The sequence below is a fragment of the Streptomyces sp. NPDC020299 genome, assembly GCF_044387825.1.
In the GTDB taxonomy this organism is placed as follows: Bacteria; Actinomycetota; Actinomycetes; order Streptomycetales; family Streptomycetaceae; genus Streptomyces.
In genome coordinates this window covers 449,715-463,609 of sequence record NZ_JBIRWL010000004.1, presented here as the reverse complement: position 1 = coordinate 463,609, position 13,895 = coordinate 449,715, and the positions used below count along the sequence as shown (strand labels likewise).

13 protein-coding genes are annotated in these 13,895 nt (G+C 71.2%); 4 read left to right on the top strand and 9 right to left on the bottom strand.

What is annotated here, in order from left to right; genetic code table 11:
* Window positions 1-166: 166 nt before the first annotated feature.
* Genes ACH45E_RS13525 through ACH45E_RS13515 form a run of 3 tightly spaced genes read left to right on the top strand, consistent with a single transcriptional unit; the run spans window position 167 to window position 3,404 of the window.
* A complete protein-coding gene (locus tag ACH45E_RS13525) occupies window positions 167-1,582 on the top strand; it encodes a glycosyltransferase family 4 protein (RefSeq protein ID WP_361437869.1) in 1,416 nt (471 codons plus the stop codon).
* Window positions 1,576-2,337 (top strand): class I SAM-dependent methyltransferase, encoded by a 762-nt coding sequence (locus ACH45E_RS13520; protein WP_361437867.1) that lies wholly within the window; start codon window positions 1,576-1,578, stop codon window positions 2,335-2,337. The genes ACH45E_RS13525 and ACH45E_RS13520 overlap by 7 nt, the downstream gene beginning before the upstream one ends.
* Entirely contained in the window at window positions 2,334-3,404 is a 1,071-nt protein-coding gene (locus tag ACH45E_RS13515) for a prenyltransferase/squalene oxidase repeat-containing protein (RefSeq protein WP_361437864.1), read from the top strand. The genes ACH45E_RS13520 and ACH45E_RS13515 overlap by 4 nt, the downstream gene beginning before the upstream one ends.
* A gap of 281 nt (window positions 3,405-3,685) precedes the next feature.
* Here the strand turns inward: ACH45E_RS13515 and ACH45E_RS13510 are convergent, their stop codons facing one another.
* From ACH45E_RS13510 to ACH45E_RS13475, 8 genes are all read right to left on the bottom strand, one after another.
* Entirely contained in the window at window positions 3,686-3,976 is a 291-nt protein-coding gene (locus tag ACH45E_RS13510) for a hypothetical protein (protein ID WP_361437862.1), read from the bottom strand.
* Between the two features lie 37 nt (window positions 3,977-4,013).
* Window positions 4,014-5,024: an LLM class F420-dependent oxidoreductase gene (locus ACH45E_RS13505; RefSeq protein WP_361437860.1), complete on the bottom strand. Its 1,011-nt coding sequence runs from the start codon at window positions 5,022-5,024 to the stop codon at window positions 4,014-4,016.
* Between the two features lie 99 nt (window positions 5,025-5,123).
* Window positions 5,124-5,948, bottom strand: coding sequence for a hypothetical protein (locus tag ACH45E_RS13500; protein WP_361437858.1), 825 nt, complete (start codon window positions 5,946-5,948; stop codon window positions 5,124-5,126).
* Window positions 5,949-6,066: 118 nt separating this feature from the next.
* Window positions 6,067-7,050 carry an N-acetylmuramoyl-L-alanine amidase gene (locus ACH45E_RS13495; RefSeq protein WP_361437856.1) on the bottom strand — a complete coding sequence of 328 codons (984 nt, stop codon included), beginning with the start codon at window positions 7,048-7,050 and terminating at the stop codon, window positions 6,067-6,069.
* A gap of 102 nt (window positions 7,051-7,152) precedes the next feature.
* Window positions 7,153-7,323 carry a hypothetical protein gene (locus tag ACH45E_RS13490; protein WP_361437854.1) on the bottom strand — a complete coding sequence of 57 codons (171 nt, stop codon included), beginning with the start codon at window positions 7,321-7,323 and terminating at the stop codon, window positions 7,153-7,155.
* A complete protein-coding gene (locus tag ACH45E_RS13485; protein WP_361437852.1) occupies window positions 7,320-7,976 on the bottom strand; it encodes a class I SAM-dependent methyltransferase in 657 nt (218 codons plus the stop codon). The genes ACH45E_RS13490 and ACH45E_RS13485 overlap by 4 nt, the downstream gene beginning before the upstream one ends.
* A gap of 113 nt (window positions 7,977-8,089) precedes the next feature.
* On the bottom strand, window positions 8,090-9,832 hold the full coding sequence (locus ACH45E_RS13480; RefSeq protein ID WP_361437850.1) for an MFS transporter: 1,743 nt from the start codon (window positions 9,830-9,832) through the stop codon (window positions 8,090-8,092).
* Between the two features lie 278 nt (window positions 9,833-10,110).
* Window positions 10,111-10,722, bottom strand: coding sequence for a response regulator transcription factor (locus tag ACH45E_RS13475; protein ID WP_361437848.1), 612 nt, complete (start codon window positions 10,720-10,722; stop codon window positions 10,111-10,113).
* A 222-nt stretch (window positions 10,723-10,944) separates the two neighbouring features.
* Here ACH45E_RS13475 and ACH45E_RS13470 point away from each other — a divergent pair, with 222 nt between their 5' ends.
* A complete protein-coding gene (locus ACH45E_RS13470; protein ID WP_361437846.1) occupies window positions 10,945-12,513 on the top strand; it encodes an alpha-L-arabinofuranosidase B in 1,569 nt (522 codons plus the stop codon).
* On the opposite strand, the gene ACH45E_RS13465 is transcribed toward ACH45E_RS13470, so the two are convergent.
* Window positions 12,491-13,759: a sensor histidine kinase gene (locus ACH45E_RS13465; RefSeq protein ID WP_361438226.1), complete on the bottom strand. Its 1,269-nt coding sequence runs from the start codon at window positions 13,757-13,759 to the stop codon at window positions 12,491-12,493. The two genes, ACH45E_RS13470 and ACH45E_RS13465, sit on opposite strands and share 23 nt — an antisense overlap.
* Window positions 13,760-13,895 lie beyond the last annotated feature (136 nt).

The following is a 13,895-nucleotide window of genomic DNA, read 5'->3' as shown; positions in this document are numbered from 1 at the left end:
AGCATGGCAGGGGCCCGGCCGTGGCGCGAATCACCTGATCCACTGCTGCCTGCGCCCCTACCTGCCGGTAGATTCAGAGCCTCTTGAACGATCAAGTCTGAAACTTGTTCTAGATTAGCGTCCCGACGTAGTCTCGCGGGACAGAGCAGGGAGAAGGGGGCTCAGAGTGACCGCTGAGGCCAGGGAGGCGGGCGTCGAAGAGGACCCCGCCGCCGACGGCGAGCGACCGCTCGACATCGCGCTCCTCACCTATAAAGGGAACCCGTTCTGCGGCGGCCAGGGCGTCTACGTCCGGCACCTCTCCCGCGAGCTGGCCCGCCTCGGCCACCGGGTGGAGGTCATCGGCTCCCAGCCCTACCCCGTACTGGACGATGACGGCGACGGGACCGGGACCGGGGCCGGGACAGCGGGTTACGGCGGCCGGCTGAGCCTGACCGAGCTGCCCAGCCTCGACCTCTACCGCCAGCCCGACCCCTTCCGCACCCCGGGCCGCGACGAGTACCGCGACTGGATCGACGCGCTCGAGGTCGCCACCATGTGGACCGGCGGGTTCCCGGAACCCCTCACCTTCTCCCTGCGCGCCCGCCGCCATCTGCGCGCCCGGCGCGGGCAGTTCGACGTCATACACGACAACCAGACCCTCGGCTACGGCCTGCTGGGCGACATCGGCGCCCCCCTGGTCACCACCATCCACCACCCGATAACGGTGGACCGGCAGCTGGAGCTGGACGCCGCCGACGGCTGGCAGCGCCGCTACTCGGTCCGCCGCTGGTACGCCTTCACCCGGATGCAGAAGCGCGTCGCCCGCCGGCTGCCCTCCGTGCTCACCGTCTCCGGCACCTCCCGGCAGGAGATCGTCGACCACCTCGGCGTCCGCGACGACCGTATCCACGTCGTCCACATCGGCGCCGACACCGACCTCTTCTCGCCGAATCCGGCGGTGCCCGTCGTGCCCGGCCGGATCGTCACCACCTCCAGCGCGGACGTGCCGCTCAAGGGCCTGGTCTTCCTCGTCGAGGCGCTCGCCAAGGTGCGCACCGAGTACCCGGACGCCCACCTCGTCGTCGTCGGCAAGCGCGCCGAGGACGGACCGGTCGCCCAGGCCATCGAGCGGTACGGCCTCGAGGGCGCCGTCGAGTTCGTGAAGGGCATCTCCGACGCCGAACTGGTGGACCTGGTCCGCTCGGCGGAGGTCGCCTGTGTGCCGTCGCTGTACGAGGGCTTCTCCCTGCCGGCCGCCGAGGCCATGGCCACCGGCACCCCGCTTGTCGCCACGACCGGCGGCGCGATCCCCGAGGTCGCCGGACCCGACGGGGAGACCTGCCTGGCGGTGCCGCCCGGCGACGCGGGGGCGCTGGCCGCCGGGCTCGGGCGACTGCTCGGTGACCCCGGACTGCGTGCGCGACTCGGCGCGGCCGGGCGCGAGCGGGTGCTGAAGCGGTTCACCTGGGCGCGGGCCGCCGAGGGCACCGTGGCCCGGTACCGCGAGGCCATCGGCCGTTCCGGGGCCGGGAATCCAGGCCGCCCCACGGCCGCGACAGGCGTCTACTCCGAACACTCCGAAAGCAGGGCCACGTGCTGACCGTCGACTTCTCCCGGTTCCCGCTCGCCCCGGGCGACCGTGTCCTGGACCTCGGCTGCGGGGCGGGCCGGCACGCCTTCGAGTGCTACCGGCGCGGCGCGCAGGTCGTGGCCCTGGACCAGAACGCCGAGGAGATCCGCGAGGTCGCCAAGTGGTTCGCGGCGATGGAGGAGGCGGGCGAGGCCCCCGCGGGCGCGACCGCCACCGCCATGGAGGGGGACGCCCTCGCGCTGCCCTTCCCCGACGAGTCCTTCGACGTCGTCATCATCTCCGAGGTGATGGAGCACATCCCCGACGACAAGGGCGTACTCGCGGAAATGGTCCGGGTGTTGAAGCCCGGCGGCCGGATCGCCATCACCGTCCCGCGCTACGGCCCCGAGAAGGTCTGCTGGACGCTGTCCGACGCCTACCACGAGGTCGAGGGCGGCCACATCCGCATCTACAAGGCGGACGAGCTGCTCACGAAGATCCGTGAGGCGGGCCTGAAGCCCTACGGCACCCACCACGCGCACGCCCTGCACTCCCCCTACTGGTGGCTGAAGTGCGTGTTCGGCGTCGACAACGACAAGGCACTGCCCGTGCGGGCGTACCACAAGCTGCTGGTCTGGGACATCATGAAGAAGCCGCTGGCGACCCGGGTCGCCGAGCAGGCGCTGAACCCGCTCATCGGCAAGAGCTTCGTGGCGTACGCGACCAAGCCGCACCTGCCCCTGCTCTCCGAGACCTCTGAGACCCCCGAGGCGGCCGCCAAGTGACGACCCCCCGGACAGAACACCTCGTCCTGCCCGGGGTCCTCACCGCCGAGCAGGCCGCCGAGACCGTACGCGGCATCCTCGCCGTGCAGCGGGAGGACGGCGCGATCCCGTGGTTCCGGGGACACCACCTCGACCCCTGGGACCACACCGAGGCGGCCATGGCCCTGGACACGGCCGGCGAACACGACGCCGCCGAGCGGGCGTACACCTGGCTGGCCCGGCACCAGAACGAGGACGGCTCCTGGTACGCGGCGTACGCGGACGGGGCGCACGACGATGTCACGGACCGCGCCCGCGAGACGAACTTCGTCGCGTACATAGCCGTGGGCGTCTGGCACCACTACCTGTCCACCGGCGACGACACGTTCCTGGACCGCATGTGGCCCTGCGTGTACGCGGCGTTGGAGTGGGTGCTCAGCTCCCAGCAGCCCGGCGGGCAGATCGGCTGGCGGCGCGACGAGGACGGCACCGGCACGGCGGACGCGCTGCTGACCGGCAGCTCCTCCATCCATCACGCGCTGCGGTGCGGCCTCGCCATCGCCGAGCAGCGCGAAGAGCCCCAGCCGGACTGGGAGTTGGCGGTCGGCGCGCTGCGCCACGCGATCCGCCGGCACCCGGAGCGGTTCCTGAACAAGGACCGCTACTCCATGGACTGGTACTACCCGGTCCTGGGCGGCGCCCTGACCGGCGCGGAGGCGAAGGAACGCGTCGAGGCCGACTGGGACCGCTTCGTCGTCCCCGGCCTCGGCGTCCGCTGCGTAGTCCCCAACCCCTGGGTCACGGGCGGCGAGTCCGCCGAACTCGCCCTGGCCCTCTGGGCGATGGGCGAGTCCGACCGCGCGCTGGAGATCCTCCAGTCCATCCAGCACCTGCGCGACCCCGGCACCGGCCTCTACTGGACCGGCTACGTCTTCGACGACGACGCCGTCTGGCCCCGCGAACTCACCAGCTGGACAGCGGGCTCCCTGCTCCTCGCGGTCGCCGCCCTCGGCGGCCACGAGGCCACCTGCGCGGTCTTCGGCGGCGAACACCTGCCACCCGGCCTGGACCCGGACTGCTGCGCGTAGCCGTCCGGCGGTTCGACGGGGACGCGGGGCCAGGCCCCGGAGCGTGCGGCCGACGTGCCCGCGATCAGTCGTAGCCGACGATGATGCGGGCGCATGCCTCGCCGAGGGTGCTTCGTCCTCCGGGGTTCCCCCGGGCTCCGGGTCACGCGACCAGGGAATCCGGGGACGTGTGGCCGGACCGTAGCCGGTCGGGCCGTGGCCCGTGCCGCGGCGGGGCACGGAGGCTGCGGGGCGCCCTTCAGCCGCCCCGCAACCGTGTCATCCGCGTACCCCCGGAGGGCTCAGTGGCGGTGGATGCGGTTGGCCAGGGCGTGGCCGATGAAGAGGTAGACCACGGCGGCCAGACCGTAGCCGAAGACGACCCGGGCCCAGGCCCTGTCGAAGGTGAACAGGTCGCGCGACCAGCCGGCCAGCCAGTTGGCCGCGTTGTGGATGAACTGGACCAGGTCATTGGCCCGGTTCGCGTCCAGCAGGTACATCAGGATCCACAGTCCGAGGATCACGGCCATGATGTCCGCGACCACCGCGACGACAGTCCCAGCGGAGTTGGAGCCACTGCGATATCGAGACATACTCTCCGTCTGGCCCCGTAAGCCCGGTTGAAACCGCTCAGGAGTTCAACTCGGCCAGCACCCGCAGCGAGTGCGCGTCCGGCGACAGCGCCAGCAGGTCCGTCACCGGGCCCTTGCGCCACGACTGAAGCCGCTCGGCGATGCGTTCGCGCGGGCCGACCAGGGAGATCTCGTCGGCGAAGGCGTCCGGGACGGCGTGCACGGCCTCCTCGCGGCGGCCGGAGAGGAACAGCTCCTGGATGCGGCGGGCCTCCTCCTCGTACCCCATGCGCGCCATCAGATCGGCGTGGAAGTTGCGGGCCGCGTGGCCCATGCCGCCGATGTAGAAGCCGAGCATGACCTTCACCGGGAGCAGGCCCTCGGCCACGTCGTCGCAGACCCGCACCTGGGCCATGGGGGCGACGAGGAAGCCCTCCGGGAGGTCGGTGAGGGAGGGCCCGTAGACCTCGGGGCGGGTGGGGGACCAGTACAGGGGGAGCCAGCCGTCCGCGATGCGGGTCGTCTGGGCGACGTTCTTCGGGCCCTCCGCGCCCAGCAGGATCGGCAGATCGGGGCGCAGGGGGTGGGTGATGGGCTTGAGGGCCTTGCCGAGGCCCGTGCCGTCCGCGCCCCGGTACGGATGGGAGTGGAACCGCCCGGCCACCTCCACCGGCGCCGCCCGCCGCAGCACCTGCCGTACGACGTCCACGTACTCCCGGGTCGCGGTCAGCGGCGAGGCCGGGAACGGACGCCCGTACCAGCCCTCCACCACCTGCGGTCCCGACAGCCCGAGCCCCAGCATGACGCGCCCGCCGGAGAGGTGGTCGAGCGTCAGCGCGTGCATCGCGGTCGTGGTCGGCGAACGGGCCGCCATCTGGGCAACCGCCGTGCCCAGCATGATCCTTGAGGTCTGCGCGGCGATCCAGGTCAGCGGTGTGAAGGCGTCCGAGCCCCAGGATTCGGCCGTCCACACGGAGTGGTAGCCGAGCCGCTCGGCCTCCCGCGCCAGCGCCACATGGTCGGGGGAGGGGCCGCGGCCCCAGTACCCGAGTGCGAGACCGAGCCGCATCCCTGCCTCCTGACGGTACGTCAGATCCGGTGGGTGACTGTACGGCAACGGCCCCCCGCCCGGAAGAGCGAGGGGCCGTACGCGACGGTGGCGGCGGACTCAGCCGCGCTGGATCCCGGAGGTGTCCTGGAGCACACCGCGGCGGCCGTCCTGGGTCTGCGCGACCAGGTTGGCACCGCGCTGCTCGACCGCCAGGTACCAGGTGCCCGGCGCCAGTTCGGCGATCGGCGCCTGCGAGCCGTCCTCCGCGAACAGCGGACGCGGCACCGGCACGGCGAACCAGAACGGCGAGAAGTCGGCCGGCTGCGACTGGGCCGGGGGCTGCGCACCCGGCTGCGGGCCCGGCTGTGCGCCCGGCTGGGGCTGCGCACCCGGCTGCTGCCCGAAGGGCTGACCCGGCTGCGGCTGAGCACCGTACGGCTGCTGCGGCGCGCCCGGGTAGCCGTAACCACCGGGAGGCTGGGCACCGTAGGGCTGCGGGGCGGCGGGCTTGGGGGCCGGGATCAGAGCGGCCTGGAGGGCGGGGACGAGGGGGGTGGCGACGGCGGCGCCGGCCAGGGCGAGGGCGGCGATGAAACCGAGGATGAGACCGATGCCGGCATCGACGCCGTCGGGCACGCCCACCAGCGACCAGAAGAAGACCCAGGCGGACAGGATCGAGAAGCCCGTGCCGACCATACCGAGGTCCAGACCGGCCACCTTGCGCTGCTGCGGCAGGCAGCGGTTGAGGACGATCAGGGCGGCACCGATGACGGCCCCCATGTAGGTGCCGAGGCCCGTTCCGAGCTCGACCCCCCACGCGTTCTCGGTCTTCGTGTAGCCCGCGTAGGAGTAGGAGTAATAGGCAAGGAACGACGCGATGAAGAGCAACACCGCTGCTCCGATCACCACGCCGTCGCCTCGAGTGAGGGAGCGGATATTCACTTCGATTCCTTTGCAGGTCGTCTCGTCGTCGGCAGAGGCGTCGCGGGGGGTGGCCCCTGATCGGACGAACACTATCGTTCGAATCAGCAGGCCGCGCGGCCGGACCGACCGCCGATCACTACCCGCGCAGGAAACTCACGATTCCCTCAGAGATTCCCTGCGCCGCCTTCTGCCGCCAAGCGCCGCTGGTGAGCAGTGCCGCGTCCTTGCTATCGCGCATGTTGCCGCACTCGATGAACACCTTGGGAACCGTTGACAGATTGAGACCGCCCAGGTCCTTACGCGTGACGAGACCGGTGCCGTCGCCGATGTAGTTGGAGGGCGGCTCACCCGTGACCCGCAGGAAGCTGCCCGCGATCCGCTCGCCCAGGGACTTGGAGGGGCCGGCGATGGGGCGGGTGTCGGCGGCGCCCGAGTGGACGGACGCCGGAAGGATGACGTGGAAGCCGCGGTTGCCCTCGGCGGAGCCGTCGGCGTGGATGGAGATGGCCGCGTCCGCGTGGGCGTTGTTCCCGATCCGGGCGCGCTCGTCCACGCACGGCCCCCAGGGCGGGGAGTCGCCGTCGTGGGTGAACTTCACCGTGGCGCCCTGCTGTTCCAGGATGGTGCGCAGCCGGTGGGCGACGTCGAGCGTGAAACGGGCCTCGGTGTAGCCGGAGTTGGTGGACGTGCCCGTGGTGTCGCACTCCTTGGAGTTCGTACCGATGTCCACCTGGCGGTTGATCTCGGCCGTGTGCCGGAAGTTGCCCGGGTTGTGGCCCGGGTCGATGACGACGACCTTGCCCTTGAGCGGGCCGGTGGCGGCGGGCGCGGAGGCCGAGGGCGTCCCGGACTTCTTGGCCGGGGCCGTGGGGCTCACCTTGCCGTCGTCCGTGGGGGAGCCCGTGAGGGAGCCCGGCGGCGAGGCGGAGAGCGGGCGTGAGACGGACGCCGAGCTGGAGGCGGGGGCGGCCTTGCCGGAGCCGCCCGGGGCGCCCACCGCCTCGTACACCAGCCAGCCCAGCAGGGCGCCGGGCACCAGCGCGGCGAGCGCGACGGTCAGCGGGCCGCGCCGGGACCGGCGGGGCTGCGGGGGATCGAAGTCCGGGCCTACGTACGACACGTCTGCCACCCTAGCGGCCGTTCCCGGTGCCCACATGCCGCAACTGGGCCGGGCGGGTGGCGCCTGGGGGCGCCAAGGGGCGCCGTGACGGCGGAGGCGCGGTCAGAGGTCGCTGACGACGAGCCACACGGCGACCGCCAGCACCACCAGGTACACACCGATGCCGACGACCCTGCCGAGCCGCTCCCGTCCCGAGCCTTCGAGCACCCGGCCGATGATGCCGACGAGCGGCGCCCCGAAGACGATCAGGGCGAGGCCGATCAGGTACCTCACCGGGCGGCCCCCGCCCGCGTCCGCCGCAGCACGCGCAGCGAACCCGTCACCGAGACCTCCGTGAACTCACCCGACTCCAGGGCCCGGAGGTAGACGCGATAGGGGGCCTGCCCGGTGAACTCGTCCGCCGGGTCCGGGAAGACGTCGTGGATGACGAGGAGGCCGCCCTCGGCCACGTGGGGGGCCCAGCCCTCGTAGTCGGCGCCCGCGTGCTCGTCGGTGTGGCCGCCGTCGACGAAGACCAGGCCGAGCGGGGAGTTCCAGAACGCGGCGATCTGCGGGGAGCGGCCGACCAGCGCCACCACGTGCTCCTCCAGGCCCGCCCTGTGCAGCGTCCTGCGGAACGTGGGCAGCGTGTCCATCAGGCCGATCTCGGGGTCGACCGTCTCCGGGTCGTGGTACTCCCAGCCCGGCTGCTGCTCCTCGCTGCCCCGGTGGTGGTCGACGGTGAGCGCGGTGACCCCGGCCTGCCGGGCCGCGTCCGCGAGCAGGACCGTCGAGCGTCCGCAGTACGTCCCGACCTCCAGGAGCGGCAGCCCCAGCCGGCCCGCCTCGACGGCAGCCGCGTACAGCGCAAGCCCCTCGTCCACGGGCATGAACCCCTTCGCCGCCTCGAACGCGGCCAGGATCTCGGGCTTGGGTGCCGCGGGCATGGGGGGCATGGGGTCCCTCTCGGTCGTACGTGCGTTTGGGCGCCCATGGTGCCGCACCCCCCGTCGGCGGGGCGACAGGGGGTGCGGAAGGGAAGCGCGCGAGGCAGGGCTGCTTACGCGTTGACCGTCTCGCCGGGCAGCGCCAGATCCAGCTCCACCGGCCGCTCGTCGCCCGTATGGGTCGCGGACGAGGCGTGCGGGCCGTGGCCGGTGGCCGTCGCGGCCAGGACGTAGGCGCCCTGGGCGGGGACCGCGAGGGCGTAGCTGCCGTCCTCGCGGGAGAGGGTGGCGCCCGCCTGGCGGCCCCGCTGGTCGATCAGGGTGACCTTGGCGCGGGCGACCGGGTCGCCGCCGGCGTCCAGGACCCGGCCGCGGAAGCCCCGCAGTACCTCCAGGACCTCCTCGGCGCGCTCCAGGTTGGCCTCCTCCTCGCTGCTGGCGCGCAGCTGGGGCGCGCGGTCCGGCTTGGGCAGGAACAGGGCCATCAGCAGGCCGATGGCCACCGCGCCGGTCGCGATCAGGAAGGAGACGCGGAAGCCGTGCATGGTCGGGATCGCGACGCCGCCGACGTTGTTCGCGGTGTTGGCCAGCACCATGCCGATGACTGCGCTGGAGACGGACGTGCCGATGGAGCGCATCAGCGTGTTGAGGCCGTTGGCCGCGCCGGTCTCCGATGCGGGGACCGCGCCGACGATCAGTGCGGGCAGGGAGGAGTAGGCCAGGCCGATGCCGGCGCCCAGGATCACCGCGATGACCAGGCTCTGCCAGGGGGCGCTCATCAGGCCGAGCCCGGCGCCGTAGCCGATCGCGATGATCAGCATGCCGAGGATCAGGGTGACCTTGGGGCCGTACTTCGCGGACAGCCGGGCGTAGACGGGCGCGGTGAACATCATCGTCAGGCCGAGCGGCGCGACGAGCAGACCCGCGACCACCATCGACTGGCCGAGGCCGTAGCCGGTGGCCTTGGGCAGCTGAAGCAGCTGGGGCAGGACCAGGGAGACGACGTAGAACGAGACGCCGACCATGATCGAGGCGAGGTTGGTGAAGAGCACGGCGGGCCGGGCCGTGGTGCGCAGGTCCACCAGCGGGGCCTTGACCCGCAGCTCCATCACGCCCCACAGGACGAGCACGACCGCGGCGGCGGCGAACAGGCCGAGCGTGGTGCCGGAGGTCCAGCCCCAGTCGCTGCCCTTGGTGATCGGCAGCAGGAAGAGGACGAGACCGGTGGACAGGCCGAGCGCGCCCAGCAGGTCGAAGGAGCCCTCGGCGCGCATCGGGGACTCCGGTACGACGAGGAGGGTGAGGGCGATGGAGAGCACGCCGAGGCCGGCGGCGCCGTAGAACAGGGCGTGCCAGTTCGTGTGCTGGGCGACGAGGGCCGCGGCGGGCAGCGCGAGGCCGCCGCCGACGCCGATCGAGGAGCTCATCAGCGCCATCGCCGAGCCGAGCTTCTCGCGGGGCAGCATGTCGCGCATCAGGCCGATGCCGAGCGGTATCGCGCCCATCGCGAAGCCCTGGAGCGTACGGCCGACGATCATCGTGAGCAGCTGGCTGGTGAGCGCGCTGACCAGGGCGCCGACCACCATGACGGCGAGGCTGAGGATCAGCATGCGCCGCTTGCCGTACAGGTCGCCGAGCCGGCCCATGATCGGGGTGGCCACGGCGCCCGACAGGAGAGTAGAGGTCAGGACCCAGGTGGCGTTGCTGGGCGCGGTGTCCAGCAGCTGCGGCAGGTCCTTGATGACCGGGACGAGCAGGGTCTGCATCACCGCGACCACGATGCCCGCGAAGGCGAGCACCGGGACCACTGCGCCGCTCGCTCTCCGGGTGGGCCGGTCGGTCGTCGTGTGCGTCATGGGGTGAGGCCTCCAGTGAGATGAGTGCTGGGAGAACCCCGTATGCATAGGCAACTATTCCGTTGCTTCGAGCCTCTAATGATTTCTTGACCTTCTCATGGGTATCTGACGCACTGTCGGATCAGGATCAGGATCAGGACCAGGATCAGGATCAGGATCAGGATCCGGGAGCCCGCCACGGATTCATCCGTGACCCGAGGCAACGGTCCGGGGGGCTCATGGACTCCTTTTTGGTATCCAGGAGGTGCCCATGGGGGTCGGAAGAGGGCTCGTGCGCCTCACAGCCAGCCCTGCTGCCGGGCCTCCCGCACCGCCTCCGCCCGATTGCGTGTGCTCGTCTTGCCGATCGCCGAGGACAGATAGTTGCGCACCGTGGACTCGGACAGGTGCAGCTTCGCGGAGATGTCGGCGACGGTCGCCCCGTCCACCGACGCCTTCAGCACGTCGCATTCGCGGGCCGTCAGCGGATTCGGGCCGGCGCTGAGCGCCGCCGCGGCCAGCACCGGGTCGACCACGGTCTCCCCGGTGAGGACGCGCCGGATCGCCGCGGCCAGCTCCTCCACCGGCCCGTCCTTGACCAGGAAACCGGACGCCCCCGCCTCCATGGCCCGGCGCAGATAGCCGGGCCGGCCGAAGGTCGTCAGTATCAGCACCCGGCAGTCGGGCACCTGCTCGCGCAGCTCCGCCGCCGCGTCCAGGCCGCTGCGCACCGGCAGTTCGATGTCCAGCAGGGCCACGTCCGGCCGGTGACGCAGCGCCGCTTCCACGATGGCGTCGCCCGTCGCGACCTGCGCGACGACCTCCATGTCCGCCTCCATGCCGAGCAGTAAGGCGAGTGCGCCGCGCATCATGCCCTGGTCCTCGGCGAGCAGGACCCTGATGTTCTTCACGGGCCAAGCGTAGCCAACACACGGCCAATTAAAGACTCTTCCTTGTTCGGTCAGCAGGGTTGACGGCCCACGGCCACACGCAAACAATCACCTCTGCATTTCCGGTAATTGCTCGGCATTACGGCGCTGAATAGGTTCGGTATTTCGATCGAACGGCGTCCGATATCTCGACCCCCCACCAATCCCCCCGCACTGCTCTACGAGGAACCGAAGAGGTGCACCGTGGATCCAAGACTCCCGAGCCGCAGTCCCCGGCGGCTCAGAAGCGCCGTGCTCTCCCTGCTCGCGGCGTTCGCCACCATCGCCGCGCTGCTGCTCGGCGTCGGCGCCCCACAGGCCGCCGCCGCGAGTTCGCTGCCCTGTGACGTCTACGCCGCCGCCGGCACCCCGTGTGTCGCCGCGCACAGCCTCGTCCGGGCGCTGTACTCGTCGTACAGCGGCTCGCTCTACCAGGTGCAGCGCGCCTCGGACTCAGCGACGTCGAACATCGGCCTGCTGACGGCCGGCGGGTACGCCAACGCGGCCGCGCAGGACAGCTTCTGCTCCGGCACGACCTGCATCATCACCAAGATCTACGACCAGTCCTCGCGCCACAACGACCTCACCGTCGAGGGCGCCGGCGGGGCGGGTGCGGCCGATGTCGGGGCGCCCGCGGACGCGCTGCCGGTGACCGTCGGCGGCCACCAGGTCTACGGCCTGGAGATATCAGCCGGCATGGGCTACCGGGACAACTCCACCTCCGGCGTCGCCGTGAACGGGCAGGCCGAGGGGATGTACATGGTGACCTCCGGCACCCACGTCAACGGGGCCTGCTGCTTCGACTACGGCAACGCCGAGACGAACAACAAGGACACCGGGAACGGCCACATGGACGCGATCAACTTCGGCACCGAGTGCTGGTTCTCGCCGTGCTACGGCCAGGGCCCGTGGGTGCAGGCCGACCTGGAGAACGGGCTGTTCCAGTCGGACGCCGGGTACAGCAAGAACACCTCCAACACCGGCACCGGACCACTGCCGTTCGTGACCGCGCTGCTGAAGAACAACGGCCAGAACCATTTCGCGCTGAAATATGGCAATGCGCAATCAGGCGGACTCACCACCACGTATTCCGGGGGCGAGCCGACCACGAGCGGCTACTCGCCCATGCACCAGGAGGGCGCGATCGTCCTGGGCACCGGCGGTGACAACAGCAACGGCTCCATCGGCTCCTTCTTCGAAGGTGTGATGACCTCCGGCATCCCGACGGACGCCGCCGACGACGCCGTGCAGGCCGACATCGTCTCCGTCGGCTACGGCGGCGCGACCGGCAGCACCGGGTCCCTGACGCCCGGCTCGGAGATATCGCTGCGCGCGACGACCGCCTGCTGCACGACCGACTACATCCGCCACCAGAACAACGCGGCGGTCGTCTCCCCGGTGACGTCGAGCAGTTCCTCCCTCGACAAGAGCGACGCGACCTGGATCGTGCGCCGCGGGCTCGCCAGCAGCTCCTGCGTGTCCTTCGAGTCGCGCAACTACCCGGGCGACTTCCTGAGGCACTACAACTACAAGCTGTACCGGCAGCCCATGGACGGCACCGCCCAGTTCAGATCCGACGCCACGTTCTGTCCGCAGACGGGCAAGAGCGGTACGGGCACCTCGTTCGCCTCGTACAACTACCCGACCAGGTACCTGCGGCACTACAACCTCAACGTGTACATAGCGAGCAACGGCGGCTCCAACGCCTGGGACACCAGCACGTCCTGGACCGACGATGTGAGCTGGGCGGTCAGCTCGCCCTGGGCGCCGTAGCCGCCCCGACCACAGCCAGTCCCCCCGGCTCCACCGGGAGTTCGGCGGTGACCGTGAACCCGCCTCGTGGCGACGGACCGGCCCTGAGGGAGCCGCCCGCCGCCGCGAGGCGCTCGGTCAGGCCCTTCAGGCCGGTGCCGCCGATGCCCTCCGCGGGGCGCGTGACGGGCTTGCCGGTGCCGTTGTCGGTGACGGTGAGCCTGGCCTGCTCGGTGCCGCTGACCACGGCGATCTCGCAGCGGGTGGCGTCGCTGTGCCGGACGACGTTGGTGATCGCCTCACGGACCACCCAGCCGAGCAGCGCCTCGGTCTGCGGGGCGAGCGGGGTGCCGGACTGGCGGACGACCGGCTCGATGCACGCGGCGGACAGCGCCGAGCGGGCCCGGGTCAGCTCGGTGGCGAGGCTGCCCTCGCGGTAGCCGGTCACGGCCTCGCGGATCTCGGTCAGCGCCTGCCGGCCCACGGACTCGATGTCGCCGATCTGCGCCAGCGCGGCCGTCATGTCGCGCGAGGCCAGCCGGCGAGCGGCCTCCGACTTCACCACGATCACGGACAGGGTGTGGCCGAGCAGGTCGTGCAGGTCGCGGGAGAAGCGCAGCCGCTCCTGCTCCACCGCCTGCCGGGCCAGTTCCCCACGGGCGGCGCGCAGATCCCGTACGGCCTCGGAGAGGGAGAGGATCGCGGCGGTCACCATCGTGGACAGGAACGTGCCGTAGGCGATGGTCACCGCGTCCGAGCCGAACCGGAGGCCGGAGACGGTACCCGCGAACGCGGCCAGCAGCAGGCCGGTCTTCCCCAGCCACGGGCCGCGCACGGTCGCGCCGGTCGCCAGGCCCAGCAGTGGGAAGAACAGCAGCCAGTTGCCGCCGTAGCCGACGGCCAGAGCGGTGGTCACCAGCCCCATCAGCACCAGCGCCACCCGGGTGGAGGTCGCCTCGCGGGCCTCCTTGTGGAAGGCGCGGAAGGCCACGTAGATGTACAGCGAGTTGAAGACCAGCAGCCCCAGGCCGCCGATCCACGGGTTGGGGGTCTTGCCCTGGAAGAGGTTGGAGAGGGAGCCCATGCCCATCAGCAGCCAGGGCATCAGGGCGAAAGCGGTGGGCGGCGGACCCGGGTTCTCGGGAACCTGCCCGTTCTTACGGGCGGTCCGCTGCTGCGCCTTGAAGCGCTCCATGTCCTGCTTCCACTGCGCCCGCGCCGCCTGCCAGCCCTCCGCCTGACGGAAAGCGTTCCGCCACCACGACATGATTCCGCTCATCCGAGATCCCCCGATCAGATGTTCCCCACAGTCCGTACGACAGCACACACTACGAGCCGGTCCGGGTGTGTCGGCAGGTGCACATGTACGCACCCGGGCAGTACAAATGTCACCGCACACCCTG

Bases quoted from the DNA above. Each gene is read 5' to 3' on its own strand.
- ACH45E_RS13510 (WP_361437862.1), bottom strand. From the start codon at position 3,976: ATGTCTCGATATCGCAGTGGCTCCAACTCCGCTGGGACTGTCGTCGCG.
- ACH45E_RS13505 (WP_361437860.1), bottom strand. From the start codon at position 5,024: ATGCGGCTCGGTCTCGCACTCGGGTACTGGGGCCGCGGCCCCTCCCCC.
- ACH45E_RS13485 (WP_361437852.1), bottom strand. From the start codon at position 7,976: ATGCCCGCGGCACCCAAGCCCGAGATCCTGGCCGCGTTCGAGGCGGCG.
- ACH45E_RS13480 (WP_361437850.1), bottom strand. From the start codon at position 9,832: ATGACGCACACGACGACCGACCGGCCCACCCGGAGAGCGAGCGGCGCA.
- ACH45E_RS13465 (WP_361438226.1), bottom strand. From the start codon at position 13,759: ATGTCGTGGTGGCGGAACGCTTTCCGTCAGGCGGAGGGCTGGCAGGCG.